Annotated in this window: 21 protein-coding genes and 1 pseudogene; 10 read left to right on the top strand and 12 right to left on the bottom strand. The window is 67.2% G+C overall.

The window, feature by feature from the left end; all coding sequences use genetic code 11:
- Positions 1-9: 9 nt before the first annotated feature.
- The gene (locus WFK98_RS14325) at positions 10-1107 is read left to right on the top strand and encodes a glycosyltransferase family 8 protein (RefSeq protein ID WP_336800703.1); all 1098 of its coding nucleotides are present in this window, start codon (positions 10-12) and stop codon (positions 1105-1107) included.
- Positions 1108-1229: 122 nt separating this feature from the next.
- Here the strand turns inward: WFK98_RS14325 and greA are convergent, their stop codons facing one another.
- Both greA and carB read right to left on the bottom strand, forming a co-directional pair.
- Entirely contained in the window at positions 1230-1703 is a 474-nt protein-coding gene (greA, locus tag WFK98_RS14320) for a transcription elongation factor GreA (RefSeq protein WP_266338642.1), read from the bottom strand.
- A 244-nt stretch (positions 1704-1947) separates the two neighbouring features.
- Entirely contained in the window at positions 1948-5256 is a 3309-nt protein-coding gene (gene carB, locus WFK98_RS14315) for a carbamoyl-phosphate synthase large subunit (protein WP_266338641.1), read from the bottom strand.
- 232 nt (positions 5257-5488) lie between these two features.
- Here carB and ypfJ point away from each other — a divergent pair, with 232 nt between their 5' ends.
- Positions 5489-6421 carry a KPN_02809 family neutral zinc metallopeptidase gene (ypfJ, locus tag WFK98_RS14310; RefSeq protein WP_266338640.1) on the top strand — a complete coding sequence of 311 codons (933 nt, stop codon included), beginning with the start codon at positions 5489-5491 and terminating at the stop codon, positions 6419-6421.
- 235 nt (positions 6422-6656) lie between these two features.
- Here the strand turns inward: ypfJ and WFK98_RS14305 are convergent, their stop codons facing one another.
- Positions 6657-7565, bottom strand: a complete 909-nt coding sequence (locus tag WFK98_RS14305; RefSeq protein WP_336800702.1) for an alpha/beta hydrolase — start codon at positions 7563-7565, stop codon at positions 6657-6659.
- Positions 7566-7885: 320 nt separating this feature from the next.
- On the opposite strand from WFK98_RS14305, the gene WFK98_RS14300 reads away from it, so the two are divergent.
- Positions 7886-10156 (top strand): DUF6600 domain-containing protein, encoded by a 2271-nt coding sequence (locus WFK98_RS14300; protein WP_336800701.1) that lies wholly within the window; start codon positions 7886-7888, stop codon positions 10154-10156.
- 105 nt (positions 10157-10261) lie between these two features.
- Here WFK98_RS14300 and WFK98_RS14295 read toward each other — a convergent pair whose 3' ends face one another.
- The 6 genes and pseudogenes from WFK98_RS14295 to WFK98_RS14270 form a co-directional block, all read right to left on the bottom strand.
- Positions 10262-10555 (bottom strand): HlyU family transcriptional regulator, encoded by a 294-nt coding sequence (locus WFK98_RS14295; RefSeq protein ID WP_336800700.1) that lies wholly within the window; start codon positions 10553-10555, stop codon positions 10262-10264.
- A gap of 46 nt (positions 10556-10601) precedes the next feature.
- Positions 10602-10817 (bottom strand): annotated as a pseudogene (locus WFK98_RS14290) (Uma2 family endonuclease); the annotation flags it as partial.
- 181 nt (positions 10818-10998) lie between these two features.
- Complete coding sequence (rpoD, locus tag WFK98_RS14285) at positions 10999-12993, bottom strand: RNA polymerase sigma factor RpoD (protein ID WP_266338636.1); 1995 nt, start codon at positions 12991-12993, stop codon at positions 10999-11001.
- Positions 12994-13179: 186 nt separating this feature from the next.
- Entirely contained in the window at positions 13180-15129 is a 1950-nt protein-coding gene (gene dnaG, locus WFK98_RS14280) for a DNA primase (protein WP_266338635.1), read from the bottom strand.
- A 196-nt stretch (positions 15130-15325) separates the two neighbouring features.
- On the bottom strand, positions 15326-16294 hold the full coding sequence (locus tag WFK98_RS14275; RefSeq protein ID WP_336800699.1) for a small ribosomal subunit Rsm22 family protein: 969 nt from the start codon (positions 16292-16294) through the stop codon (positions 15326-15328).
- A gap of 9 nt (positions 16295-16303) precedes the next feature.
- Positions 16304-16756, bottom strand: coding sequence for a GatB/YqeY domain-containing protein (locus tag WFK98_RS14270; protein WP_266338633.1), 453 nt, complete (start codon positions 16754-16756; stop codon positions 16304-16306).
- Positions 16757-17003: 247 nt separating this feature from the next.
- On the opposite strand from WFK98_RS14270, the gene carA reads away from it, so the two are divergent.
- Positions 17004-18248 (top strand): glutamine-hydrolyzing carbamoyl-phosphate synthase small subunit, encoded by a 1245-nt coding sequence (gene carA / locus WFK98_RS14265; RefSeq protein WP_336800698.1) that lies wholly within the window; start codon positions 17004-17006, stop codon positions 18246-18248.
- A 145-nt stretch (positions 18249-18393) separates the two neighbouring features.
- A complete protein-coding gene (locus WFK98_RS14260; RefSeq protein ID WP_266338631.1) occupies positions 18394-19302 on the top strand; it encodes a diacylglycerol kinase family protein in 909 nt (302 codons plus the stop codon).
- A 41-nt stretch (positions 19303-19343) separates the two neighbouring features.
- Here WFK98_RS14260 and WFK98_RS14255 read toward each other — a convergent pair whose 3' ends face one another.
- Entirely contained in the window at positions 19344-20081 is a 738-nt protein-coding gene (locus WFK98_RS14255) for an SIMPL domain-containing protein (RefSeq protein ID WP_336800697.1), read from the bottom strand.
- Between the two features lie 165 nt (positions 20082-20246).
- Between WFK98_RS14255 and WFK98_RS14250 the strand changes: the two genes are divergently transcribed.
- Both WFK98_RS14250 and WFK98_RS14245 read left to right on the top strand, forming a co-directional pair.
- Entirely contained in the window at positions 20247-21533 is a 1287-nt protein-coding gene (locus WFK98_RS14250; protein ID WP_336800696.1) for an NAD(P)/FAD-dependent oxidoreductase, read from the top strand.
- 78 nt (positions 21534-21611) lie between these two features.
- Positions 21612-22022: a low affinity iron permease family protein gene (locus WFK98_RS14245; protein WP_266338628.1), complete on the top strand. Its 411-nt coding sequence runs from the start codon at positions 21612-21614 to the stop codon at positions 22020-22022.
- A 22-nt stretch (positions 22023-22044) separates the two neighbouring features.
- Here WFK98_RS14245 and WFK98_RS14240 read toward each other — a convergent pair whose 3' ends face one another.
- A complete protein-coding gene (locus WFK98_RS14240; RefSeq protein WP_266338627.1) occupies positions 22045-22221 on the bottom strand; it encodes a hypothetical protein in 177 nt (58 codons plus the stop codon).
- Positions 22222-22636: 415 nt separating this feature from the next.
- On the opposite strand from WFK98_RS14240, the gene WFK98_RS14235 reads away from it, so the two are divergent.
- The gene (locus WFK98_RS14235) at positions 22637-23989 is read left to right on the top strand and encodes a PAS domain S-box protein (RefSeq protein WP_336800695.1); all 1353 of its coding nucleotides are present in this window, start codon (positions 22637-22639) and stop codon (positions 23987-23989) included.
- 48 nt (positions 23990-24037) lie between these two features.
- Positions 24038-24331, top strand: a complete 294-nt coding sequence (locus WFK98_RS14230; protein ID WP_336800694.1) for a sensor histidine kinase — start codon at positions 24038-24040, stop codon at positions 24329-24331.
- Between the two features lie 32 nt (positions 24332-24363).
- Here WFK98_RS14230 and WFK98_RS14225 read toward each other — a convergent pair whose 3' ends face one another.
- Entirely contained in the window at positions 24364-25020 is a 657-nt protein-coding gene (locus tag WFK98_RS14225; protein WP_336800693.1) for an HD domain-containing protein, read from the bottom strand.
- A 273-nt stretch (positions 25021-25293) separates the two neighbouring features.
- On the opposite strand from WFK98_RS14225, the gene WFK98_RS14220 reads away from it, so the two are divergent.
- Complete coding sequence (locus WFK98_RS14220; RefSeq protein ID WP_336800692.1) at positions 25294-26274, top strand: SDR family oxidoreductase; 981 nt, start codon at positions 25294-25296, stop codon at positions 26272-26274.
- Positions 26275-26292 lie beyond the last annotated feature (18 nt).

Here is a 26292-nt window from a genome sequence, read left to right as displayed (position 1 = left end):
AGGACCGTCATGCGGAACGTCGTCTATTTCGTCGTCAATGACCGTTTCCTGCCCATCGCGCTTGCCGTCAGTAGCGCGCTGGTGCGGGAGCCCGGTCGCAATTTCGACGTCGCCATCCTGCTCGACGGCGAGCCCGCAGCGGGCTACCGGGTGCCAGACGGCGTCCGCATCCTCCCGAACGACCTCGGCCGCTATGTCCCGGAGGGGCTTGAGAACACCGGCGCGGCGTGGGCGCGCATGTCGTTCACGCGCATGTTCGCGCCGATGGTCTTCGCCGGGACCTATGACCGCGCCCTCTATCTCGACGCGGATGTCAGCGTACTGGGGCCGGTATCGCCCCTGTTCGAGATGGACATGCGCGGTCTTCCCCTCGCCGCGGGCGAGGGGATGATGGACGAGGGGGCGTCCCAGCACGGCTTCGATGTCGGGCTCTACAAGAAGCGTCTCGGCATCACCGACGGCAGGACATTCAACTCGGGCCTGCTGCTCATGGATGTCGAGAAGTGGAACGCGCTCGATCATCGGGCGATGCTGCAAAGCTATGCGGCGTTCAAGCGCGAGAGCGCAGGGCCCGGCATCGGCATGTCGGGCGACCAGGACTATCTCAACTTCAGCCTGAAGGGCGCGTGGAACTGCCTCTCGCCGCGGTGGAACTTCCAGACCTTCCTGCTCCGGCTGGAGCTTGAATCGCTGATTGATCCGGCGATCGTCCACTATGTCGGGCCGAGGCGTCCCTGGGATGCGCGCCTGTTCCCGTTCGGCGATCATCACATCGCCTTCTACGATCAGGGCTTCGAGCGCATCGGCCTGAAGGAGCGGTCCGGCTTCCGGGCCGGCTCCTATCACTGGCACGCATTCTGCGACCAGTTGCGGCAGGCCGTCTACAATCACGCGATGCCGGGACGGAAGCGCGAGATGTTCGAGGAATGGTCGCGGATGCGGCGCGTCTTCAAACGGGCGATCCAGTCGCGGCTGGATGCGGGCCAGTATCAGGACGTGGTGCAGGGCATCAGCCGGATCGACCTGTCGGACGATCCGTTCGAGGCGACCGGCATCGAGGACGTGGTCTATTATCGCAAGCGCATACGCGTCAGGGCGGCAGTCTAGCGCGCGCCACGCCGCTTTCCGGCGCGAAGACTGTCCGGGCCGAATAGACGACGGGGCGGCCGCGCATCGATCGCGGCCGCCCCGGAGCCTGAATTATCCGCCGGTGGGCGGAAGCCCGCTTCTCAGCGGAACGCCACTTCGAGCACTTCGTAGGAGCGCTCGCCGCCGGGGGCGGTGACGGCGACTGTGTCGCCGGGGCCCTTGCCGATCAGGGCGCGCGCGATCGGCGACGAGATCGAGATGCGGCCGGAGCGGACGTCGGCTTCGAGGTCGCCGACGATCTGGTAGATCCGCTCTTCCTCGGTGTCCTCGTCGACGAGCTTGACCGTGGCGCCGAACTTGATCGTCTCGCCGGTCAGCTTGCTCACGTCGATGATTTCGGCGCGCGAGAGCTTGTCCTCGAGCTCCGCGATGCGGCCCTCATTGTGGCTCTGCGCTTCCTTGGCCGAGTGATATTCGGCGTTCTCCGAAAGGTCGCCATGCGCGCGCGCTTCCGAAATCGCCGCGATGATGCGCGGGCGCTCTTCCGAGGTCAGACGCTTCAGCTCCACTTCGAGAGCCGCATGACCGCCAACGGTCATCGGAACCTTTTCCATGGTCTTTCTGGCCTTTTCTTCCTTCTTGGCCCCGGCCCAGAAGGGCAGAAGCACAATAATTCAGGCGCCGGCGCCCAAGGGAGCCAGCCACCTGACTTCAAAAAACCGGAGGCGGCGCCGCCAGGCGCGGCGCGCTAGCCTCCGGGTACTCGCACGGCAAATTCCGCCTGCGAGTGTCGTCCACGATTGCGGCAAGCGCAAGGGGGATGCTTGCGGGCCGGATCGCGGCCCGCAAGCCCTCGGACTACTCGAAATAGGCCTGCAGCGGCCGGACTTCCAGGGTTCCGGTCGCATAGGCCTCGATGCCGAGCGACGCGGCGACCGCTCCGGAAAGGGTCGTGTAGTACGGCACCTTGTGGAGAAGCGCGGCGCGGCGCATCGAACGGCTGTCGCCGAGCGCGCGGGCGCCCTCGGTGGTGTTGAAGACCAGCTGCACGTCGCCGTTCTTGATCGCGTCGACGATGTGCGGGCGGCCTTCGGCGACCTTGTTGATCTTCGCGCAGGCGATGCCCTGTTCCGCGAGGAAGCGCTGGGTGCCGCTGGTGGCGATGATCTTGAAGCCGAGCGCCTCGAGGCGGCGCATCGGCTCGACGATGCCGGCCTTGTCCGAATCGCGCATCGACACGAACACCGTGCCCGCCTTCGGCAGCGAGTTGCCGGCGCCGAGCTGGCTCTTGGCGAAGGCGACGGCGTAGTCGTAGTCGAGGCCCATGACCTCGCCGGTCGAGCGCATTTCCGGGCCGAGCAGCGTGTCGACGCCGGGGAAGCGGGCGAACGGGAAGACGGCTTCCTTGACCGCGATGTGGTCACGGCGCGCCGCCTTGAGATCGAAGCTCTCGAGGCTTTCGCCGGCCATGACGCGGGAGGCGATCTTCGCCACCGGCAGGCCGATGGTCTTGGCGACGAAGGGCACCGTGCGCGAGGCGCGCGGGTTCACTTCGAGCACGTAGATCTCGCCGTCCTTGATCGCGTACTGGACGTTCATCAGGCCGCCGACCTCGAGTGCCAGCGCCAGCTTGCGCGTCTGGTCCTCGAGGATGGCGATCGTCTCCTCGCTCAGCGAATGCGGCGGCAGCGAGCAGGCGCTGTCGCCCGAATGGATGCCGGCCTCCTCGATGTGCTCCATGATGCCGGCGACGAAGACCGTCTTGCCGTCGGCGAGCGCGTCGACGTCGACCTCGGTCGCGTCCGACAGGTAGCGGTCGAACAGCAGCGGGTTCTTGCCGAGCAGCGTGTTGATCTGGCCGGTCTTGTCGTTCGGGTAGCGGACCTTGACCTCTGCCGGCACCAGCTCCGGCAGCGTGCCGAGCAGGTAGTCGGACAGCGTGTCGTCGTCGCGGATGATCTGCATGGCGCGGCCGCCGAGCACGTAGGACGGGCGCACGACGAGCGGGTAGCCGAGATCGGCGACGACGAGGCGGGCCTGCTCGACCGAATAGGCGATGCCGTTCTTCGGCTGGCGGATGCCGAGCTTCACGAGCAGCTTCGAGAAGCGGTCGCGGTCTTCGGCGAGGTCGATCGCGTCGGGCGAGGTGCCGAGGATCGGCACGCCGGCCTCCTCGAGCGCCGCCGCCAGCTTCAGCGGGGTCTGGCCGCCGAACTGGACGATGACGCCGTGCAGCGTGCCGTTCGACTGCTCGACGCGGATGATCTCCAGCACGTCTTCCGACGTCAGCGGCTCGAAATAGAGCCGGTCCGACGTGTCGTAGTCGGTCGAGACGGTTTCCGGGTTGCAGTTGACCATGATCGCTTCATAGCCGGCATCCTTCAGCGCGAAGGCGGCATGGCAGCAGCAATAGTCGAACTCGATGCCCTGGCCGATGCGGTTGGGGCCGCCGCCGAGGATGATGACCTTCTTGCGGTCGGAGGGCTCGGCCTCGCTGACCGGCGCGCCGGTGAAGGGCGTCTCGTAGGTCGAGTACATATAGGGGGTCGGCGAGGCGAACTCGGCCGCGCAGGTATCGATCCGCTTGTAGACCGGGTGGACGCCGAGCGAGACGCGCAGCGCCTTGATCTCGGCCGCGGTGGCGCCAGTCAGGTTGGCCAGCCGCTGGTCGGAGAAGCCCATCGACTTCAGGCGGCGGAAGCTGCCGGCCGTCTTCGGCAGGCCATGCGCGCGGACCTTCTGCTCCGTGTCGATGATCCCCTTGATTTCCTTGAGGAACCACGGATCGATCTTGCAGATCTCATGCACCTGCTCGACGGAGACGCCGAGGCGAAGCGCCTGGGCCGCCTTCAGCAGGCGGTCGGGCGTCGGCGTGCCGATGGCGGCGCGGATCGCGTTGGCGTCGTCGCCCTGGCCGAGGCCGGGGATCTCGATCTCGTCGAGGCCGGAAAGACCGGTCTCGAGGCCGCGCAGCGCTTTCTGCAACGATTCCTGGAAGGTGCGACCGATCGCCATGACTTCGCCGACCGACTTCATCGCGGTGGTCAGGACCGGCGAGGCGCCCGGGAACTTCTCGAAGGCGAAGCGCGGGATCTTGGTGACGACGTAGTCGATCGTCGGCTCGAACGAGGCCGGCGTGGCGCCGCCGGTGATGTCGTTCTCGAGCTCGTCGAGCGTGTAGCCGACGGCCAGCTTGGCCGCGACCTTGGCGATCGGGAAGCCGGTCGCCTTCGATGCCAGAGCGGAAGAGCGCGACACGCGCGGGTTCATCTCGATGACGATCAGCCGGCCGTCTGCTGGGTTGACGGCGAACTGCACGTTGGAGCCGCCCGTCTCGACGCCGATCTCGCGCAGCACCGCCAGCGAGGCGTCGCGCATGATCTGGTATTCCTTGTCGGTCAAGGTCAGCGCAGGCGCGACCGTGATCGAGTCGCCGGTATGGACGCCCATCGGATCGATGTTCTCGATCGAGCAGATGATGATGCAGTTGTCCTTCTTGTCGCGGACAACCTCCATCTCATACTCTTTCCAGCCGAGGACGCTTTCCTCGATCAGGACCTCGTCGGTCGGCGAGGCATCCACGCCGCTCTCGACGATGTCGATGAATTCCTCGCGCGTATAGGCGATGCCGCCGCCGGTGCCGCCCAGCGTGAACGACGGACGGATGATGACCGGCAGGCCGATCTCTTCCAGAGCCGGCAGGGCCTCGGTGAGCGAATGGGCGAGACGCGAACGCGGCGTCTCCAGCCCGATCTTCGTCATCGCGTCGCGGAACCGCTCGCGGTCCTCGGCCTTGTCGATCGCTTCCGCCGTGGCGCCGATCATCTCGACGTTGAACTTGTCGAGCACGCCCATCTTCTTCAGCGACAGCGCGCAGTTCAGCGCCGTCTGGCCGCCCATCGTCGGGAGCAGCGCGTCGGGACGCTCCTTCTCGATGATCTTGGCCACGATTTCCGGCGTGATCGGCTCGATGTAGGTCGCGTGCGCCAGATCCGGATCGGTCATGATCGTCGCCGGATTCGAGTTCACGAGGATGATTCGGTACCCTTCGTCCTTCAGGGCCTTGCAGGCCTGGGTACCGGAATAATCGAACTCGCAAGCCTGGCCGATAATGATCGGGCCAGCTCCGATGATCAGGATCGATTGGATATCTGTACGTTTCGGCAATTTCGTCTCGCGCGTAGCAAAAGACCCGACGCGGGAGTGCGCGCGGGCCATCGAGCAGGGGGCGTGTATAGGCTAGAGCGGCCTTATAGGGGAAAAGGCCGGATGGGGGAACCCCTGCAGGCAACTGTATGGGCCGCGCTCGCGTTGGTTCCACTGGCGGCGGCGCGCTGGCGGGTCTAGTTTCGGCAGCATGCAACGCGCGGCGGCGTCCGCGACAAGAGGGAGATTGTCCATGCGTCTCGATGGACAGCGCGAAAGCGAGAACGTCGAAGATCGGCGCAGCGACGGATCCGGCGGGCTGGACGGAGGCTATCGCCCGGCCGGGATGGGCGGCGGACGCGGCATCCCGCTGCGCGGCGGATCGCTGGTGACGATCGCCCTGATCGTCGGCATAGGCTGGCTGGTTTTCGGCATCAACCCGATCCAGATGCTCATCATGGTGACAGGCGGCGGAGGCGGCGGCAGTTACACGCAGGACACCAGCTACCAGCAGGCGCCGACGCCGAGCCGCACCGGCTCCGGCAGCGAGGACGCCGGCAGGGCCTTCGTCTCCAAGGTGCTCGGCAGCACGGAGGACGTCTGGACCGACATCTTCAAATCGGCCGGCGAGACCTACGAGCCGACGCCGCTGGTGCTCTTCTCGGGCATGACGCGCTCGGCCTGCGGCCAGGCCAGCGCCGCTTCCGGCCCTTTCTATTGTCCGCTCGACAAGAAGGTCTATATCGACCTCGCCTTCTATGACGAGCTGAAACGTCGCTTCGGCGCGCCGGGCGACTTCGCCCAGGCCTACGTGATCGCCCACGAGGTTGGCCACCACGTCCAGGATCTTCAGGGCATCCTGCCGAAGTTCAACCAGATGCGGCAGAACATGAGCCGCGCGGACGCCAACGCGCTGTCCGTCAAGGTCGAGCTGCAGGCGGATTGCTATGCCGGCGTCTGGGCAAACCGCACCGACCAGAAAGGCATGCTGGAGGCCGGCGACATCGACGAGGCGTTGAACGCCGCGACCCAGATCGGCGACGACGCCATCCAGAAGCGCACCCAGGGCGTCGTCGTGCCCGAGAGCTTCACGCATGGCACCTCGGCGCAGCGCAGCGCCTGGTTCAAGCGTGGCTACCAGTCCGGCGACCTCAACCAGTGCAACACGTTCCAGGGTAATATCTGACGGGAAAGCGATCGCCGGCTAGGCGATCGCGTCTTCCCCGGCTCCGTCGCCCGGATGTTCCTCCGCCATCATCCTGAGGTGCTTCGCGTAAGCGAAGCCTCGAAGGAGGATCCGGAGGACGCTCGAGTCTTGCCCTTCTGGCCCCTCCTTCGAGGCCCGGCTCTGCCGGGCAGGATGATGGTTGAGCCTGTACGACGGGGCTAGGCTCTGCAGCCCGCGCTGGTGCGGGAAAGCTCTACTTCCCGTCCGTCGCCAGCATCCAGTTCAGCGTCTCGCGCCAGTCGGTCATGCGGATCGGCGTGCCGTGGTTGCCGTCCTGGAACAGCACGAACTTGATCGGATAGCCCGGCATCTTCTTGCGCACGCTGTCGAAGAACGCCTGCTGCGTCTTCCAGTCGATGATCGGGTCGCGGCTGCCATGGCCGAGAAAGATCGGGATCGGGCGGCCGCCCTTCTTCATCGCCGCCGTCTTCAGGAAGCCGGGATCATTGAGCGAGCCGAGCAGGATCAGGCCGGAGATCATCGACGCCGCTTCCGGATCGCGCGCCAGAGACCAGCACAGCTTGCCGCCATAGGAGCCGCAGGCGACGAAGATCGGCGCGCCCGGCGAGCGGGCGGCGTAGTCCAGCATCAGCGCCTTTATCTCCGCCGTGCCGTTCGCTTCGAAATCCGAGAAATCGGGCGAGAGATAGGCGCCGCCGGCGGCGACAGTCATGTTCTTCACGCGATTGAAATTGCCGCCGAAGGTCCAGTCGTCGGCGCCCTGGAAGCGGGTGCCGTTCTGGCCATGCAGGTAGATGACGATCATGCGGGCCGGGCCCCTGGTGGCGCCGGCGCCGACATATTTGAGGCTGCGGCCGCCGACCTTGTAGGTCAGGTGGTCCTCGACCCGCTTGGTCTTGAGCGAGACGTACTTGCCCTGCGCCTTGCGCTCCGGGATCTCGTCGCGCCCGTTGATGTCGCGCAGCTCGTCATAGTCGACGATGCGGAAGTCGCCGTTCGATGCGCTCTCCAGCACCTTGCCGTACTGGAACAGCTCGTCCTTGTAGGGGGCGAGTCGCAGCCCGTCGGCAAGCGCCGGGGCGGGCAGGGCGGCCGGTAGCAGCAGCGTGGCCAGCAGCGCCAGCGCCCGCGCTCCGGCCATCGCCGACCCCTTGCTCAAAGCCCGATCCCCTGATGCCATTCGTCCCGTCTCTCCCGTCGTTCCGCCGCCGCGCAGGATGGCACCTCCGCGCCTCGCCGCCAATCGCCGGTGGTGCGGCATTCAGGGAACGTTCAGGCGCGGCGAGCGATTGAGGAAGCGACAATTGAGGCGCTTCGGCCGTTGAAATGGCCTTGATTGAGCCTCGCCCATGCCGTTTTCGCCGGGTGAAATCGGGGAAATGGCCCTGCTGACCGAGGTCGGCGCTTGGACGTGATTCGGTACGACCGGCCGCGAGGTCCGGAAACGACGGGAAGGTGACTATGAAACTCTTGGGTCTGGTTGGTGCCGCTCTGGCCGGCGGCGTCGTTGTCGCGGGGGCCGCCGTGGTGACCGGCGTCGTCGACATTCCCTACAGGCTGGAACTGCGCTCCAAGGCGCCCGCGGCGACCGACGAGAGCGCGCCTCCCGCCGATACCACCGACATGGACGAATACGACCAGTCGGCCGAGAATGGCGCGACGCAGGCGGAGGCCGAGCCGGTCCGTGTCGCGGATGCGCAGCCCGCCGCCACGCCGCCGGCGCCGCGCCCGAAGCCGGCGCAGGCCGCGCCGTCGCGGCCGCGCGCCCAGCCGGTTTCGAGCCGCCCGCGCGCCAGTCGCGCCTCGGGCGACGTCGGCTATTTCTTCGACCAGCTGCAGCCCTATGGCCGCTGGATCGAGGATGAGGACTATGGCTACGTCTTCGTGCCGAAGCGCCGTGGCGCCGGCTGGCGCCCGTATCAGGAAGGCCGCTGGACCTGGACCGACGATTATGGCTGGTACTGGGAGTCGAGCGAGCCGTTCGGCTGGGCCACCTATCACTATGGCCGCTGGGACTACAGCCCCGACTATGGCTGGTACTGGGTGCCGGGCGATACCTGGTCGCCGGCCTGGGTGACCTTCCGCGTCGGCGGCGGCGCCGTCGGCTGGGCGCCGATCGCGCCCGACCGGTCGGGCTACCAGTATGGCGCCCCGCGCCGCTACGACCCGCCGGTCTCCGAGAGCTGGGTGTTCGTCGACGATCGTTATTTCGACGATGACGACATCGGCCGCCGCGCCGCCCCGGTGCGCGACATCGATCGCTATCTCGGCGAAGCGCGCGACGTGCGCCGGCCGAAATTCGAGGATGGCCGCTATTACAACGAGCCTGTCGGCCGCCGCGATCGTCCCGGCCGCGAGGTCGTCTATGTCGACGACCAGAGCGATATCTTCGACGACGATCAGGGCGGCCGCATCGGCGTGTTCCGTCCCCGTATCGACGATCAGCGCTTCGATGGCCGTCCTGACCGCTTCGACCGCGACGTGCCGCGCGACGATCGCACGCTGATCCACCAGTATGTCGAGCCCGACCCGAAGGCGGCCGTCGCCGGCGTCGTCTCGGCCGCGCTGCTTTCCGTGCTCAGCCCCGACGAGCGGCGCGACCTGCGCCGCGATCGCGACCAGCCGCAGCAGCGGGACCGCATGCAGGCGGAGATCGACAAGCTGAAGGCCGAGAAGGCCGACCTCGTCGCGCAGCAGCGCCAGGCAGCCGACGCCCGCGCCGCCGAAATCGACGCGGCGACGAAGAAGGCGGCCGAGCAGCGCCAGGCCGAGCAGGAGCGCATTCGCCAGGAGCGCGCCGCCAGGGCCGACGAGGTGCTGAAGAAGGTCGAGGCCAATCCGCAGCCGCCCGAGCCGCAGGTCCCCGCCGACGGCAATCCGCCGCCGGTCGACCAGGGCCAGCCCGAGCGGCCGAACCGGCCGGATCGCGGTCCCGACCAGAAGCCTGCGCCGGACCAGGCGGGTCAGCAGCCCGACGGACAGCCGCAGGGCGAGCGTCCGCGCAAGGATCGTCCCGGAAAGCCGGCCGACGTGCAGCCGGCGCCTGCCGAGCAGCCTGCCGCCGAGCAGCCCGGAAACAAGCCGGACGTGCGTCCGGCGCAGCCGCCGCAGGACGAGCCGGCCAAGCCCGAGCAGCCGCGCAAGGAGCGCCCGGCCAAGCCGGCGGTCGAGGCGCCCGCCGCCGAACAGCCTGCGCCGGAGGCGAAGCCAGCACCGGAGGCGAAGCCCGCCCGCGAGCCCAAGCCTGCGCCAGACGCGAAGCCTGCTCCCGAAGCCGCGCCGAAGGCCGAGCAGCCTTCTGCCCCCGAGCCCGATGCTCAGCCGGAACCGCCGCGCAAGAAGCGTCCGGTCCAGCCGGCCGAGGAAGCGCAGCCGCGCCAGGAGCAGCCTGCTGCCGAGCCGCAGCCGGAGGCTCGTCCGCAGGATGAGGCCCAGCCGGAGGCGCCGCGCCGCAAGCGTCCGCAGGTCGAGCCCCAGGCGGAGCCGGAAGCGCCTGCCCAGGGCGAGGAAGCGCCGCGCCAGCGTCGCCAGCGCCCCCAGCAGGAGGAACTGCAGCCCCAGCCGGAGCCGCAGCAGGAGCGTCCGCGCCGTCAGCGCGAGCCGCAGATGGAGCAGCAGGGGCAGCCTGAGCCGCCGCAGGAGCAGCGCCAGCCCGAGCGCCGCGAGCGTCCGCAGCGTGGCGGCGACTGCCCCGGTGGCGCCGTCCAGCCGGATGGCAGCTGCGCCCAGTAGCGCCGCTTCCCGCAAAAACGAAAAAGCCGGCCGCGTCACCGCAGCCGGCTTTTTTGTGCCTGCGTCCTCAGTCCTCCGCGACGCGCGCCGGGAGAGGCGAGGGGGTCAGCTTGCGTCGAAGATCCGGTCGCCCTGCTCGTCGATGATTTGCTTGCCCTTGATCACGGCGAAATCGGCGGCGGCGTCGCGGCTGGTGTGCGAATCGACGCGGACGAAGCGGTAGGACTTTTCGACGCCGTCGATCGTCTTCTCGATATAGCCGGCCGTCTTGTACTGGCCGCCTTCCGAATAGGGGGCAGGGCGGATGTTGTAGCCCTTGTATTCGGTGGCTTCGCCCTTGGCCTCGGCCGGGCTCGGACCGCCGCCGCCACCGCCAAACAGCTTCTTCAGGAACGACATGGATGGACCCTCTGAGATGGATATCTGGGTCCGAGGCTTAGCGCGATCAGCCGCCGAGGTCGAGATCGGCGAGGCGCAGCGCGAATTCGGCCGGCGCGAAGGCCGGCATGACGACATCCTGGGCCGTCCATGGCGTGATCGACCGGTAGCGCCCGCCGACCGGATCGCGGTGGACATGGATCGTGTTGGTGGTCGCGTCGATCACCCAGAGTTCCCGAATGCCGAAATGCGCGTAGAAGAGCGCCTTGGGGCCGAGATCGAAGCCGAGCGAGCTGTCGGAGGGCCGATCTCGCTCATGCGCTCGACCTTCTTCACCGTGAAGCCACGGCGGGGGAGGCCGGCATTTTCGATGATGGCGCGGACGTTCATGGACGGGATCCTAAAACAAAAGGGCCGCTCTCGCGAGCGGCCCTTTGGGAGCAGGCAGTAGCGGTCCCGGACGATCAGTTGTCCAGGAACGAGCGCAGCTTGCGCGAGCGGCTCGGATGCTTGAGCTTGCGCAGCGCCTTCGCCTCGATCTGGCGGATGCGTTCGCGCGTCACCGAGAACTGCTGGCCGACTTCTTCCAGCGTGTGGTCGGTGTTCATGCCGATGCCGAAGCGCATGCGCAGCACTCTTTCCTCGCGCGGGGTCAACGACGCGAGAACGCGCGTCGTTGTTTCGCGAAGATTGCTCTGGATCGCGGCATCGATCGGCAGGATCGCCATCTTGTCCTCGATGAAGTCGCCGAGATGCGAATCCTCCTCGTCGCCGATCGGCGTTTCGAGCGAGATCGGCTCCTTGGCGATCTTCAGGACCTTGCGGACCTTTTCGAGCGGCATGGCCAGCTTCTCGGCCAGCTCTTCCGGGGTCGGCTCGCGGCCGATCTCGTGCAGCATCTGGCGCGAGGTGCGGACGATCTTGTTGATCGTCTCGATCATGTGGACCGGGATACGGATCGTGCGGGCCTGGTCGGCGATCGAACGGGTGATCGCCTGGCGGATCCACCAGGTCGCGTAGGTCGAGAACTTGTAGCCGCGGCGGTATTCGAACTTATCGACGGCCTTCATCAGGCCGATATTGCCTTCCTGGATCAGGTCAAGGAACTGCAGGCCGCGGTTGGTGTACTTCTTGGCGATCGAGATCACGAGGCGAAGGTTGGCCTCGACCATTTCCTTCTTGGCCTGGCGGGCTTCCTTTTCGCCCTTCTGCACCATGTGCACGATGCGGCGGTATTCGGTGATCTCCAGGCCCGTCTCGGTGGCGAGGTTCTGGATCTCGCCGCGCAGTTCGCGGATCCGGTCCTTGCCGTTGGTGACGAAGTCCTTCCAGCCGCGACCGCCGAGATTGGCGACCCGGCGCAGCCAGTTCGGATCGAGCTCCGAGCCCTGGTATTCGCGCAGGAACTCCTCGCGGCTGACGCGATAGCTCTCGGCGAGGCGCAGCAGCTTGCCCTCGGAACTGACCAGGCTCTTGTTGATCGTGTAGAGCTGCTCGACCAGCGAATCGATACGGTTCTGGTTGAGCGAGAGCGACTTCACCTCGAGGATGAGGTCGTCCTTCAGCTTCTTGTAGCGGCGCTCCTGCGAGGGCGAGAGCGTCTCGTTCTTGAGGCGGCCCTCGACCAATTGGTCCTGCAGGCGGCGCAGCTTCTTGTAGTTCTCGGCGACGTTCTCGAAGGTCTCGACGACCTTCGGCTTCAGCTCGGCCTCCATGGCGGCGAGCGACATGTTGTTTTCCATGTCGTCTTCGTCGTCGCCATCGCCCTCCGGCGGGCGCGGCATGGCGGCGTCGCCGTCTTCTTCCTCGCCTTCCTCGTTGAACGGCCCGTCACCGGGGCCGGCCATCGGCGCGTTCTTCGCCTCGGGGCCGGCATAGGTGGCCTCGAGATCGATGATGTCGCGCAGCAGGATCTTGCCCTCGGCAAGCTCCTCCTTCCAGATGATGATGGCCTGGAAGGTGAGGGGACTCTCGCAGAGCCCGGCGATCATGGTCTCGCGGCCGGCCTCGATGCGCTTGGCGATGGCGATTTCGCCTTCGCGCGACAGCAGCTCCACCGAACCCATCTCGCGCAGATACATGCGCACGGGGTCGTCGGTGCGGTCGGTCGGCTCCTTGGTCGTCGTCGTGCGGGCGACGGCGGTGCCGGTTGATTCGGCGAGCTCGCCCGCTTCCTCGTCGGCGTCGGCGCCGGTTTCCTCGGCCTCCTCGACCTCGTCGGCCTCGATCACATTGATGCCCATTTCGGAGAGCATCGAGAGAATGTCCTCGATCTGCTCCGACCCGACCTGCTCGGACGGAAGGACGGAATTCAGCTCTTCATAGGTCACGAAGCCGCGCTTTTTGGCGACCTTGATCATCCGCTTGACGGCGGCATCCGAGAGGTCGAGAAGCGGACCGTCCTGCGGTTCGGTCTGCGCGTCCTGGGCCTCTTCGTTTTCCTGAACCTTCGTCGCCATGCTGTTCTCCGTCTTGGCGGAGGCTTCGCGCCAGACGGTTCTCGTCCGTCGCGCTCGCTCACCACCGTTAAATCCTAGAGGCGGCAGGAGGAATTCCTCCCGCCGTCGGTCGCCCGTCAATTAGACTTCGTGTCTTAAGGCCCGCTTAACCTTACGCCGCCGCTTGTCGATCCCGTCCCGATCATCCTACATCGGCTTGGATCGTCTGCCCGAACTTAATCCGAAGCCCTCAATCAGGGCCTCCGTGCCTTCGCTGTTTGCCATCTGGTTCTGGATGTCGATCATCTGCGCCAAATTGGCGTCGCTGGGGTCGGTGGCTAGTGCCGCCTCGGCATCCTTGAGTTCCTTATGTAACGTTCGCGCCTTTCTGTGCAAGGTGAGAGCCTGCATCCAACCATCCGCTGCGTCACGATCCGACGCATCCGCCCTTGCCTGCCAGTTGCCGCAGCGCTCGATCTGTAGATCGAGCTTGCCGAGCAAGTCGCCGAAGCGCGCGGTAACCAGCCGGTCGCGCAACCCCCCGCTTTCGATATGAGGATCCTCGGCGGCAATCTCTAGGATTTGCGTGCGAAGGGAGTCAAGTTCGCGATTCGTCAACTCGATCTGGGCGAATTCATCCAGAAGGTCGGGGACAAGGCCCGGGTGGTTTGCCATGGTCATGACGAGCACGACTTCGCGCAGCGGCGGCTGCACCCGGCCCGACAGCGTTGTCGACCGTTTCAGGCTCTCCGAGATGATCGGCGGCGGCTGCCGGAAGTTCCGCGCGCCATCGCCGCCGGCGCGATTGTTGGCGCCGTTGCGCCGGTCGCCGCCATTGCCGCCGCGCTGCTGGCGGTTGCCGCCCTTCTGGCCATAGCCGAAGAATTCGCGCGCCCGCTCGGCAAATGCCTGCTCGTAGTGATGACGGATGCTCTCGTCGGCGACGGTCTTGGCGATGTCGCGCAGCCGCGCCTCGAGCGCCGCGCGCCGCTCCGGCGTCTCGAATCCGCCACCATCCGTCTCGCGCGTCCACACCATGTCGAACAGCGGCCGCGCCGCGGCGAGCACCTGCGCCATCGCCTCGCGGCCGGCCGAGCGGATCAGGTCGTCAGGGTCCTGGCCTTCCGGCAGCAGAGCGAAGCGGACCGTCTTGCCAGGCTTCAGCGCCGCGAGCGCCAGGTCGGCGGCGCGGTAGGCGGCGCGCAGGCCCGCCTTGTCGCCGTCGAAGCAGAGAATCGGTTCCGGCGTCAGCCGCCAGAGCAGGTCCAGCTGGCGCTCGGTCAGCGCCGTGCCGAGCGGCGCCACCGTATGGCCGAAGCCCGCCGTCGCCATGGCGATGACGTCGACATAGCCCTCGACGGCGATGATCGTGCCGGCGTTCTGGACCGCCTTGCGCGCCTCGAAGCCGTTGTAGAGCAGGTCGCCCTTGTGGAAGAGCACCGTCTCCGGCGAGTTCAGGTATTTCGCCGGCGCGTCGGCGGAAAGCGCGCGGCCGCCGAAGGCGACGATGCGGCCGCGAAAATCGGTGATCGGGAACATCACGCGGTCGCGGAAGCGGTCATAGGAGACCGGAATGTCCTCGCCCGAGATCAGCAGGCCCGTCGCCACCATGTCTTCGTGCGGCACGCCCTTCGCGGCGAGGAATTCCTTCAGCGCGTTGCGGCTCGCCCGCGCATAGCCGAGGCGGAAGCGGCGCTGGATGTCGGGACCGAGGGCGCGGCCGTTCAGGTAGCCGCGAGCGCCGGCGCCGTCGCGCGATTGCAGCCCCTCCTCGAAGAAGCGGCAGGCGAGCTCCATCACCTCGTGCAGCGAGGCGCGCTTGCGCTCCTCGGCCTCGGCGTGGACGTCGCGCGCAGGCATGGAGAGGCCAGCCTCGCCGGCCAGCCGCTCTACCGCTTCGGGGAAGGAGAGGCCCTCGAGCTTCACCAGGAAGGTGAAATGGTCGCCTGATTCGCCGCAGCCGAAGCAGTGGTAGCGTCCCTTGCGGTCCTCGGCGTGGAAGGAAGGCGACTTCTCGCCATGGAACGGGCAGCAGGCCCAGAAATCGCCCTTCTGCGGCTGGGACTTTCGCCGGTCCCACGTCACACGCTGCCCGACGATCGAGGAGATCGGCAGGCGGGCGCGGATTTCATCGAGGAAGGAAGGCGAGAAGCGCATTGGATTCCGGAACGATGGTGACCTTTGAATTTAGGGCGTGGCAGCGCGAAGGGCAAAGGCTCCAGGCTACTTATGCCCGCTATGCAGGGCGGTTTGATGGCACTTCGGCACCGTGCCTCGGTTCCTCCCTGCCAGACCCTCGCCACGCCTCTGGCCATCGACCTCGCCCCGCGGGAGAGGTGAACAAAATCGTCCCCTAAACCTCGAGCGCGTCGCCCCAGTCGATCCGGCGCGCCGCCTTGAACAAGTCGCCGTCGCGCTTGGTGATCAGGCGCGTCTCGGCGGCGCCGGAGGCGAGGCAGAGCTTCAAGCTGACCTTGCCGCTGCCGGCGCGCGGCGGCGCCAGCACCCGCGCCGGATGCTCCGCGACCGGCTCGCGTGTGGCGGCGAGGTAGATGAACTTCTCGTCCTCGAACGGCACCACGGCGCCCTTGCTGCGCAGATGGATCTTCGTTCGCGCCACGCGGCGGGAAAAATGGCACCAGTCGGGCGCCGCGATCGGGCAGGGCGCCTCATGCGCGCAGGGCGCCGCGATGTGGGCGCCGAGGTCCAGGAGCTGGGCGCGGCTGTCGAGGATGCGTTGCCAGCCGGCCGGCGTGCCGGGCTCGACGATCAGCAGCAGCGTGCCGGTCGCGCGCCAGGCAGCGTCGATCAGCGTGGCGCGGGCGCTGCTTTCCAGTTCGTCCAGCACATAGGCGATGGTGACGAGGTCGCGCGGCTCGATCGCGAGCGCTTCTTTCGAAAAATCCGCCGCGCGCCATTCGCGCCGGAACGGCGCGGCGGAGGCGGCGAGCGTCTCGCCCCAGCGCCGCATGGTCGGGCTGCCCTCGATCATCAGCGTGTCGTCGATCGTCGGCCAGGTGTCGCGCGCCGCCCACATGGCGGTGCCCGGTCCGGCGCCGAGATCGAGCAGGGATCCTGGCCGGAAGGTCTGCAATTGCGCTTCAGCCGCATCCATCGCCGCGCGCACGGCGGCGAAGGTGGCCGGCAGCCGCGCCGCCAGATAGGCGCGCGCGGCGTCGTCTTCCGACACGTGAAAGCGTCCGTCGCGCAGCTCGCTGCGATAGCGCTGCGAGAGCATGGCGGAAGCTTCGGCAAGGACTGCCGTCGAGGCGCCCTCGAGCGCCGCGTCGACGGCGTCGCGAAGGGCCGGCGGCAGTTCCATGGCGGTTCCTTAGCTGGAAAGGGCTGCCTTGACGGCGGCGCTCGCCTTGGCGAAGTCCATCTGGCCGGCATAGCGGGCCTTCAGCTCGGACATCACCTTGTTCATGTCGCGGATGCCCGTCGCGCCGGTCTCGGTGACGATGGCGGCGATGGCGGCCTTTGCCTCGTCCTCGTTCAACTGCTTGGGCAGGTATTCCTCGATGACGGCGATCTCCTCGCGCTCCTGCGCGGCGAGCTCGGGGCGGCCATTGTCTTCATAGATCTTCGCGGATTCGAGCCGCTGCTTGACCATCTTGGCGAGCAGGTCGATCAACTCGGCATCCGTTGCCTGGCCGGAGCCGCCGGTGCGGGCGGCGATGTCGCGATCCTTGATGGCGGCCGAGATCAGGCGAAGCGTGCCGGTGCGCTTCTTGTCCTGGGCCAGCGTTGCGGCTTTCAGGGCTGCGGTGATGGTCTCGCGCATCGTCAATCTCCTTGAACGTTGCCGCAGCATAGAGAAGCTTGGCGCGTCCTTCAAGCGCATCCAATCTAACGTATTGAAATATATGGATTTTGTATTTTCTTCTTCGGGTTGACGGGTCCGGCGGCATGGCCTAGTTTCCGGACAAATGGGCGCGAGGCGGTGGATCCGGGAGATCCGCCGCGTTTTTGTGCGGCATGAGCTTGCCGGCACGCACCTGGCGCCCCATCTCGAGACCCGCAGGTAGACCATGGCCGAAACAATGCTGACCGACACGATCGCGGATGAAAACGTCTGGGCGGAGCCGAAGCCGACGGCGCTTCTGATCCTTGCCGATGGCACCGTGATCGAGGGCCGAGGGATCGGCGCGGTCGGCCACGCGGTCGGCGAGGTCTGCTTCAACACGGCGATGACCGGTTACCAGGAAATCCTGACCGACCCCTCCTATGCCGGCCAGATCATCACCTTCACTTTCCCGCATATCGGCAATGTCGGCACCAATGACGAGGACATCGAGACCGTCAACATGGCGTCGGCCTCGGGCGTGCGCGGCTGCGTGATCAAGACCGACATCACCGACCCGTCCAACTATCGCGCCCTGAAGAATTTCGACGCCTGGCTGAAGTCGCGCGGCATCGTCGGTATCGCCGGCGTCGATACGCGCGCGCTGACGGCGCTGATCCGCGAGAAAGGCATGCCGAATGCCGTGATCGCCCACGCGCCGGACGGCGCCTTCGATCAGCAGGCGATCGGCAAGGAAGCCGCCGCCTGGCCCGGCCTCGTCGGCATGGACCTCGCCAAGGACGTCACCACCGGCCAGACCTTCCGCTGGGACGAGACGACCTGGGTCTGGAACAAGGGCTATGGCCACGAGGAAACCCCGGTCCACAAGGTCGTGGCCGTCGACTACGGCATCAAGCGCAACATCCTGCGCCTGCTCGCCGATGCCGGCTGCGACGTGACCGTGCTGCCTGCGACGGCGACCGGCGAGGACATCCTGGCCCACAAGCCGGATGGCGTCTTCCTGTCGAACGGCCCGGGCGACCCGGCCGCCACCGGCGAATATGCCGTGCCGGCGATCCGGGACGTGATCGCGGCCGATGTGCCGCTGTTCGGCATCTGCCTCGGCCACCAGATGCTCGGCATCGCGCTCGGCGGCGAGACCAAGAAGATGCATCAGGGCCATCACGGCGCCAATCATCCGGTCCAGGACCGCACCACCGGCAAGGTCGAGATCACCTCGATGAACCACGGCTTCGCCGTCGACGCCGCCTCGCTGCCCGATAGCGTCGAGGAAACGCATGTCTCGCTGTTCGACGGCTCGAACTGCGGCCTGCGCGTCAAGGACAAGCCGATCTTCTCGGTGCAGTACCACCCCGAGGCATCGCCCGGCCCGCAGGACAGCCACTACCTGTTCACGCGCTTCGTCAATCTGATGCGCGCCCGCAAGGGTCAGGAGCCGCTCCCCGAGCAGCCGGCTCCGGAAGCCGCCTGATCCCGCAAGGGCATTTGCGAACTGGAAGAATCCCGCCCCGAAAGGGCGGGATTTTTGTTGGCGGCCAGGCCGGCGGATCGAAGTGCTGCGGCTTGCATTGCCATGGGGCGACCGCCACCTTCAGGCGGTCCAGCCCGGAGGGATCGTGGCCGATACCGTCGTCATCCTCAACGCTCATGCCGGCACGATCCAGGATCGGGATCCGGCCGAAATCCGCGACATCGTGGAACGCGCCTTTGGCGAGCGCGGCCATTCGGCCGAGGTCATCCTCGCCGAAGGGAACCTGTTCCTGCAGGAGATCGAGCGCGCCGCCCGCTCGGGCCCTCCCACCGTGGTGGTCGGTGGCGGCGACGGTTCGGTCGGCCATGCGATCCGCAAGCTCGGCGAGGCGCGGGCGGATGGCGCCGAGCGGACGCTTGGCGTGCTGCCGCTCGGCACGATGAACCTGTTCGCGAAAAGCCTCGGCATGCCGGCCGAGCTCGAGGCGGCGCTGGCGGCGCTCGCCTCCGCCGCGCCGCGCCGCATCGACCTCGCCAGCGTCAACGGCCGCATCTTCCATACGCTCGCCGGGCTCGGCTATTTCGCGGAAGTGGCGCGCGGCCGCGCGCAATATCGCGGCGGTGGGTTGCCATTCGGCCGCTTCATCGCGGTCGCCCGCTCGTCGCTGCGCGCCTTCAGCCGCGCCGGCGTGCTGCAACTGACGCTGGACACGGCGGGTGGCCGGCACGAGATCGAGGCCTATGCTCTTCTCGCCAGCAACAACCGCCTGTCGGAAAGCGGGATCGACCGGCCGCGGCTCGACGAGGGCCTGATCGAGATCCATTTCGCGGAAGGCGCGGAATTCGCCAGCCGCATGCAGGCCGGGCTCGACCTGCTGGCCGGACGCTGGCGCGACAATCCCGAGATCCAGTCGCTCGCCGTGCGGCGGGCGACGATCACAAGCCACCGGCCGCGCCTCTGGCTTTCGGTCGATGGCGAACTGGCGCGGATGCCGACGCCGCTGGTGCTGGAAAGCCTGCCGGCGGCGCTATCTGTGCTCGTGCCGGCAGGCTGACGGTTTGGCGCCTCCCGCGCGAAGGGGAGGCGCGCTTTCGCTTACTTCTTCAGCGGCTCGATCTGGTAGACGATCGTCGCGTTGGCGGTGATCTGCTGTTCGCCGCCCATCACCGGCGTCGAGGCATCGGCCTTCATCGCCATCTGCGCGCGGAAGATCGGCACGCCGCCGCCGTCGCTGGTCTGGATCGACTGGATCGGGCCGAGCTTGACGCCGGCCGCTTCCGCCATCAGTTCGGCGCGGCGGCGCGCCTCGGTGATCGCCGCCTTCATCGCCGCGTCGCGCAGCGAGGTCGCCTGGTCGATGTCGAAGTCGATGCCGGTGACGCGGTTGGCGCCGGCCGAGACGACCTGGTCAAGCAGCGGGCCGGACTTGGCGAGATCGCGGATCTTCACCGTCACCTGGTTCTGCACGCGATAGCCAGTGACGCGGGCCTGTCCGTTCGGGTCCTTGGACGGGTCGGAATAGACCGGATTGACCGAAAGGCCGCTGGTCGCGATGTCCTTGGTGGCAATGCCGGCGCCGGTGATCGCCGAGATCACGGCGTTCATGTCGGTGGCGTTGGCCGCAAGCGCATCCTTGGCGGTCGCGGCCTCCGAGACGACTCCGAGCGTGACGATGGCGATATCGGGCGCCGCGGTGGCGCTGCCATCGGCGAAGACGGTGAGGGTCGGCGGCTGCGGCGCGGATTGCGCGAGCGCCGGCGCCGCGAATGCTGCCAGCAGGGTCGAGGCCAGAATGGCGGTGCGGAGGAAGCCGGTACGTTTCGTGTTATGCATGGTCGCGTTTCCCTTGTCTCGAATTGCAGCACTACGTGGAGTTGTTAGGCGGGCATTGCGACGGGACTGCGACCGGTCGCGGGCAAGAAGATGGTTGCCCCGGGGATCGTTGCCCGGAGCGAGGTGTCCGCGGACGATAGACCCGTCCGCAACTGGAGAGGCAGCATGGCGGAGACCTCGAACCGGATCGTGGTGATCGGCGCGGGATTTGGCGGGCTGGAGGCGGCGATGCGGCTTGGCAACAGCGCCGCCCGGGTCACGGTCGTCGATCAGCGAAACCATCATCTGTTCCAGCCGTTGCTCTACCAGGTGGCGACGGCGCTGCTCGCCACCTCCGAGATCGCCTGGCCGATTCGCCATCTGCTGCGTCGCTACAGGAATATCGAGGTTCTGCTTGGCACCGTCGTCGGCGTCGACAAGGACGTGAAGACGGTTTTGCTGGAAGACGGCGCGGTACTGCCGTTCGACCAGCTGGTGATCGCGACCGGCGCGCGCCATGCCTATTTCGGCCATGACGAATGGGAGCCTTTCGCGCCGGGCCTGAAGACGCTGGAGGACGCCACGACGCTGCGCCGGCGCATCCTGACGGCATTCGAGCGGGCCGAGCGCGAGAAAGATCCCGCCCGCCGCGCCGCCTGGCTCACCTTCGTCATCGTCGGGGGCGGTCCGACCGGCGTCGAACTTGCCGGCACCATCGCTGAACTCGCTCGCAACACGCTTCCCGGCGATTTTCGCAATTTCGATCCGGCGGATGCTCGGGTGCTGCTGGTCGAGGCGGGACCGCGCGTGCTGGCGGCCTTCCGGCCGGAGCTTTCCGACTATGCGCAGAAGGCGCTGGCCAGGCTCGGCGTCGAGGTCCTGGCCGGGCAGGCGGTGACGGATGTGTCGTCCGGAAAGGTCGCGCTCGGCGAGACGATCATCCCGGCCGAGACGGTGATCTGGGCCGCCGGCGTGCAGGCGTCACCCGCCGCGGCGTGGCTCGGCCTGCCGCCGGCCGATCGCGCCGGGCGGGTCAAGGTCGAGCCGGATCTCAGCGTTCCCGGCTATCCCGACATCTTCGTCATCGGCGACACGGCGATGGTGATGTCGGAGGGCAGGCCCGTGCCGGGCGTGGCGCCGGCCGCCAAGCAGCAGGGCCGCCATGTCGGCGCGACGCTGCTGGCGCGGCTTGCGGGCGACCGGACGCCGCGCCCGTTCCGCTATCGCGACCAGGGCAGCCTCGCCACCATCGGGCGCAAGGCGGCCGTGGTCGATTTCGGCTGGATCCGCTTCCGGGGCGGCCTTGCCTGGTGGCTGTGGGGGATCGCCCACATCTTCTTCCTGATCGGCGTGCGCAACCGCCTCGCCGTGGCGCTTTCCTGGCTATGGATCCACACCACAGGAAGCCGTAGCGCCCGCCTGATCACCCAGCGCGACATCGCCCAGCGCGACCCGGCGGCCGAAGACGGCTGAGCGCGGCGGCGGGCGGAACATTTGCATTCGCAGGCCGTTTTCCGCTGCGCGCTTTCGCTGCATTCAAGGGAGATCCGAATGGAGCGCTATTTCGAGAATTTCGCCAATGCGACGGCCCGGGTGTCGGGCAGCGCGGCGGCCTTTCTCCTCTGCGTCGTCGTGGTGCTGGTCTGGGCCGGCTCCGGCCCCTTCTTCCACTTCTCCGAAACCTGGCAGCTGGTGATCAACACCGGCACGACGATCGTCACCTTCCTGATGGTGTTCCTGATCCAGAATACGCAGAATCGCGACAGCGAGGCGCTTCAGCTGAAGCTCGACGAGCTGATCCGTTCCTCCCAGGCGGAGAACGAATTCATGGGGATCGAGAAGCTGACCGACCAGGAACTGGCCGATCTGCACAAGCGCTGCATGGCCTCCGCCGATAGGGTCCATGCCCGGCTGAGCCGGCTGGCCGCCGAACGGGAAAGCCGCGGCCTACCCGGTGCGTGATCGGACCTCGACGAGGCCTGGTCTACGGCGACGACTGGGGCTTCGAGGGCTCGGCCATCGGGGCGGCTGCATCGTCGGAATGGATTGGCGCGAGGGTGCGGGCGATGTTGAGCAACGTCGCCTTGCCGACTTCGTCCGGCGCCGCTTCCGCGAGCGCTTCCACTTCCGCCGCCAGTTTCGGATGGATCGTATTGGGCATTGACAGCAATCCTCAGCCTTGCAGGCGAGAGTGCACGTCGCTCCCAGCCATCGGCGCCCGGAAAAGCCTCAGCCGATGATGCAGGCATCATACAGCAATCCGGCCCAAATCATAGGCATGACCCGCCGCGACGGGCGGGATCGGCCGTGATGCCACACTATCTTCGCGCCGGGTTTGGTGTAGGGTGGTGAAATTGTCGACAGGCGACGCGTCAGCCGTTCAAAGCGAGCGTCGTGTGTTCTCGCCCGTTCCAGGGGAGAAGCGGATGTCGGACGTTGCGAGCGCTCTCCTGGACATGGACACCCCTTTGACAGATCACCCCGGCGGGGAACTGGAACGCCTGATCCGCTCTCTCGATTGGAGCCGCAGCCCGCTCGGGCCGCGCTCCTCGTGGCCGGAATGTCTCGACGCCGCCGTGGATCTGATTCTGCCGGCGCAGGCGCAGATCGTCATCTTTGCCGGTCCCGAGTTCGTCGCCATCTACAACGACGCCTACGCGCCTACGATCGGCGACAAGCATCCCCATGCGCTCGGCCGGCCGGCCCGCGAATACTGGAGCGAGCTCTGGTCCGACCTGGAGCCGCTGCTCCAGCATGTCCGCACCACCGGCGAGACGATCTCCGCCAAGGACCGGCGCTTCTACATCGAGCGGCACGGTTTTCCGGAATATGTCTATTTCGACATTTCCTACTCGCCCGTTCGCGACCATGCGGGCGTCGTGCAGGCAGTGCTCTGCATCGTCAGCGAGACGACGGCGCGCGTCGCGGCGCAGCACGCCCTGCAGGAGAGCGAGGCGCGGCTGCGCGCCCTGTTCCGCCAGGCGACGGGCGGCATCGCGCTGATCGATCTCGATGGCCGCTTCGCGATGGTCAATGACCGGTTCTGCGAGATCACCGGGCGCACCGAGGCGGAGCTGCTCCGGCTGCGGATGCAGGACATCACCTTTCGCGACGACCTGCCGGCGACGGTCGCCCAGTTCGACAAGCTGCTGCAGCGAGGCGAGAGCGTCTCGATCGAGAAGCGCCTGGTCCGCAAGGACGGATCGCTCGTCTGGATCTCCAATTCGCTCGGCGCCGTGCGCGACGAGGCGGGCAGCATCCGCCAGGCGAGCGCCATCATCCTCGACATATCCGACAGGCGGCGGACCGAGGCGCTGGAGCGGCGGCTCGCCGCCATCATCGCATCCTCCGACGATGCCATCCTCGGCACCGATCTCGATATGCGGGTGACGAGCTGGAACAATGGCGCGGCGCATCTCTATGGCTATTCGGCCGAGGAGGTGCTCGGCCTGCCGGTGACCTTCCTGGTGCCGGCGGACCGGCCCGACGAGGAAACCGCGATCATCGCCCGCATACGCGAAGGCGAGCGCGTCGAGCCGCACGAGACCAAGCGTCGTCACAAGGACGGCAGGCTGATCGACGTTTCGCTCACCGTGTCGCCGATTCGCGACGAGCACGGCCGGATCGTCGGCGCCTCCAAGATCGCGCGCGACATCACCGAGCGGAAGGCGGCCGAACGGCTGCAGCACGTGCTGATGGGCGAGCTGCAGCACCGGGTCAAGAACGTCCTCGCCACCGTGCAGGCGATCGCCCGCCAGACTTTCGGCAGGGCGGAGGGCGGCGCGACCGACACCTTCTTCGCCCGCCTGACCTCGCTCGCCCATGCGCATGATCTCCTGACCCGCGAGAACTGGAACGGCGCCGAGCTCTCCGCCGTGGTGGCGGACATCATCGCGCCCTATCGGCCGGAGCAGTTCGAGGCGGCCTGACCGTCGCTTCGCCTGCCGCCGCGCTCGGTGCTGACGGTGTCGCTCGCCATGCACGAGCTCGCGACCAACGCGGCCAAATATGGTGCGCTCTCCGTTCCTCAGGGGCGGGTGGAGGTTCGCTGGGCGCTGCGTCCGGACGACCCGTCGCATTTCGAGCTGCATTGGCGGGAGAGCGGCGGCCCGGCCGTGACTCCGCCGCTGCACAAGGGCTTCGGCACGCGGCTGATCCAGCAGGCGCTCGCCGCCGAGCTGCGCGGCGAGGTGCAGGTGATCTACGAGGCGGATGGCGTCGTCTGCCGCGTCCACGCGCCCGTGGTCAGCGACTGGGAACGCGGCGAATAGGGACCGCGCCCGGGCCGGCGGCCGGCGCCGGCCTATTCGCCCGGCTTCAGGTAGCCGCGCGCGACGCCCTCGGCGATGATCGCCTGCGCCGCTTCCCAGAGACTTGCCGACGACGCGCCGATCGGGCTCTTGCGTGCCGTGACGTCGACGCTGGTGACGCCGGGCGTGTGCCAGGTGCCACCGCCGGTGAAGAAATTGTGCAGCAGGGGCTGCAGCCGGTCGATGGCCCGCGCGAACCTGGCCTCGGCCGTCTCCCGCGCCTCGAATTCGTCCCAGAGTGCCCGGAGTTCCTCCGCCTGGTCCGCCGGCAGAAGCCCGAATATCCGATCGGCGGCGATCTTCTCGCGGGCTTCCTGATCGGTCAGCGCGGCTGCGTCATAGATGAACGTGTCGCCGGCATCGATCTCGACGATGTCGTGGATCAGCAGCATCTTCAGCACGCGCGGCAGGTCGACGGCCTCGTCGGCATGCTCCGCAAGCACCATGGCCATCAGCGCGAGTTGCCAGCTGTGCTCGGCGTCGTTTTCGCGCCGGGATCCGTCGAGGAGCGGCGTGCGGCGGAGCACCTGCTTGAGCGCCTCGACCTCCAGGATGAACAGGAACTGCGACCGCAGCCGCTCGTCGGGAAGCAGGTTCGCCATCTCGCGCGCGTTCAGGGTCACCGGGGCGGGCTTGGCTGGATCGTTCATGGGCAGACCGTGGCAAGGGAGCGGGCAGTGGACGCGCAGAGGCGATGACGTGATCCGCGTAGTAGGCGCGGGAGGCGGTCCTGGCAAGAAGCCGGCCGCCGGTGCCCGCAGTCGTTCGGTCCCTGTTTGCCGGCTTACGAACCTGGAAGCGGACCGTTATGAGTGGCCCGCTCTGATCATCATCAGGCAGCATGATCGCGATCGTCGGTCCGTCTCGCCATGGCGGCGAGTTCTGCGCTACGGTGTTGATCCTCTCCGGAAAAGGTCCTTCAGATGGCTCTGAGCATTCTCTTCGTCGGCGGCACCGGTCAGATCTCCTATCCCTGCGTCGAGCGCGCGGTGGCCGAGGGGCACGACGTCAGCGTCTTCAACCGCGGCAAGCGGGAGAGCGCGCTGCCGGCGGGCGTCGCCTCCATCGTCGGCGACCTCGCCGGGCCGGAATATGCCGAGCTGGCCAGCAAGAATTTCGACGTCGTCTGCCAGTTCATCGCCTTCACGCCCGACCAGGTGGCGCGGGACATCGAGATCTTCACCGGCCATTGCGGCCAATACATCTTCATCTCGTCGGCATCGGTCTATGAAAAGCCGGCGCGTCATTACGTGATCACCGAGAAGACGCCGGCGATCAATCCGTATTGGCCTTATAGCCAGGCCAAGATCGCCTGCGAGAAGCTGCTGGAGGCGGCCAAGGGGCTGGACTGGACCATCGTGCGTCCGAGCCATACGGTCCGCACCGGCCTGCCGATCATGATCGGCGACAGCGATGTCATGGCGCGCCGCATGCTCGACGGCGAGCCCACCATCGTCGCCGGCGACGGCCACACGCCCTGGACGCTGACCCGCTCGGTCGATTTCGCCGTGCCGTTCGTCGGCCTGTTCGGTAAGAAGGCGGCGCTGAACGACGTCTTCCACATCACCGGCGACCGGGCCCATATCTGGGACGACATCCAGAAGGCGATTGGTCGGCTGCTTGGCGTCGAGGCGAAGATCGTGCATGTCCCGACCGACACGCTGGTTCGTTACAATCCGGAGTGGATCGGTCCGCTGACCGGCGACAAGGCGTGGACGGCGATCTTCGACAATTCCAAGGTCAAGAGCGTGGCGGGCGATTTCCAGTGCGCCGAGAGCCTCGACGAGATCCTGGCCGAGCCGATCCGGCACCTGAAGCAGCGCCTCGCCGTCCAGCGCCCGCCACGCGGTGAGTTCGACGCGCTCGTTGACCGGATCTGCCGCGAACAGGCGGCGCTGGGCTAGGTCGCCAGCCGTGGTTGA

Origin of the sequence: Kaistia sp. MMO-174, assembly GCF_037147815.1 — a bacterium.
Classification (GTDB): domain Bacteria; phylum Pseudomonadota; class Alphaproteobacteria; order Rhizobiales; family Kaistiaceae; genus Kaistia; species Kaistia nematophila.
Note: the sequence above shows the minus strand (reverse complement) of the source record. Positions and strands in the feature narration are given on the sequence as shown.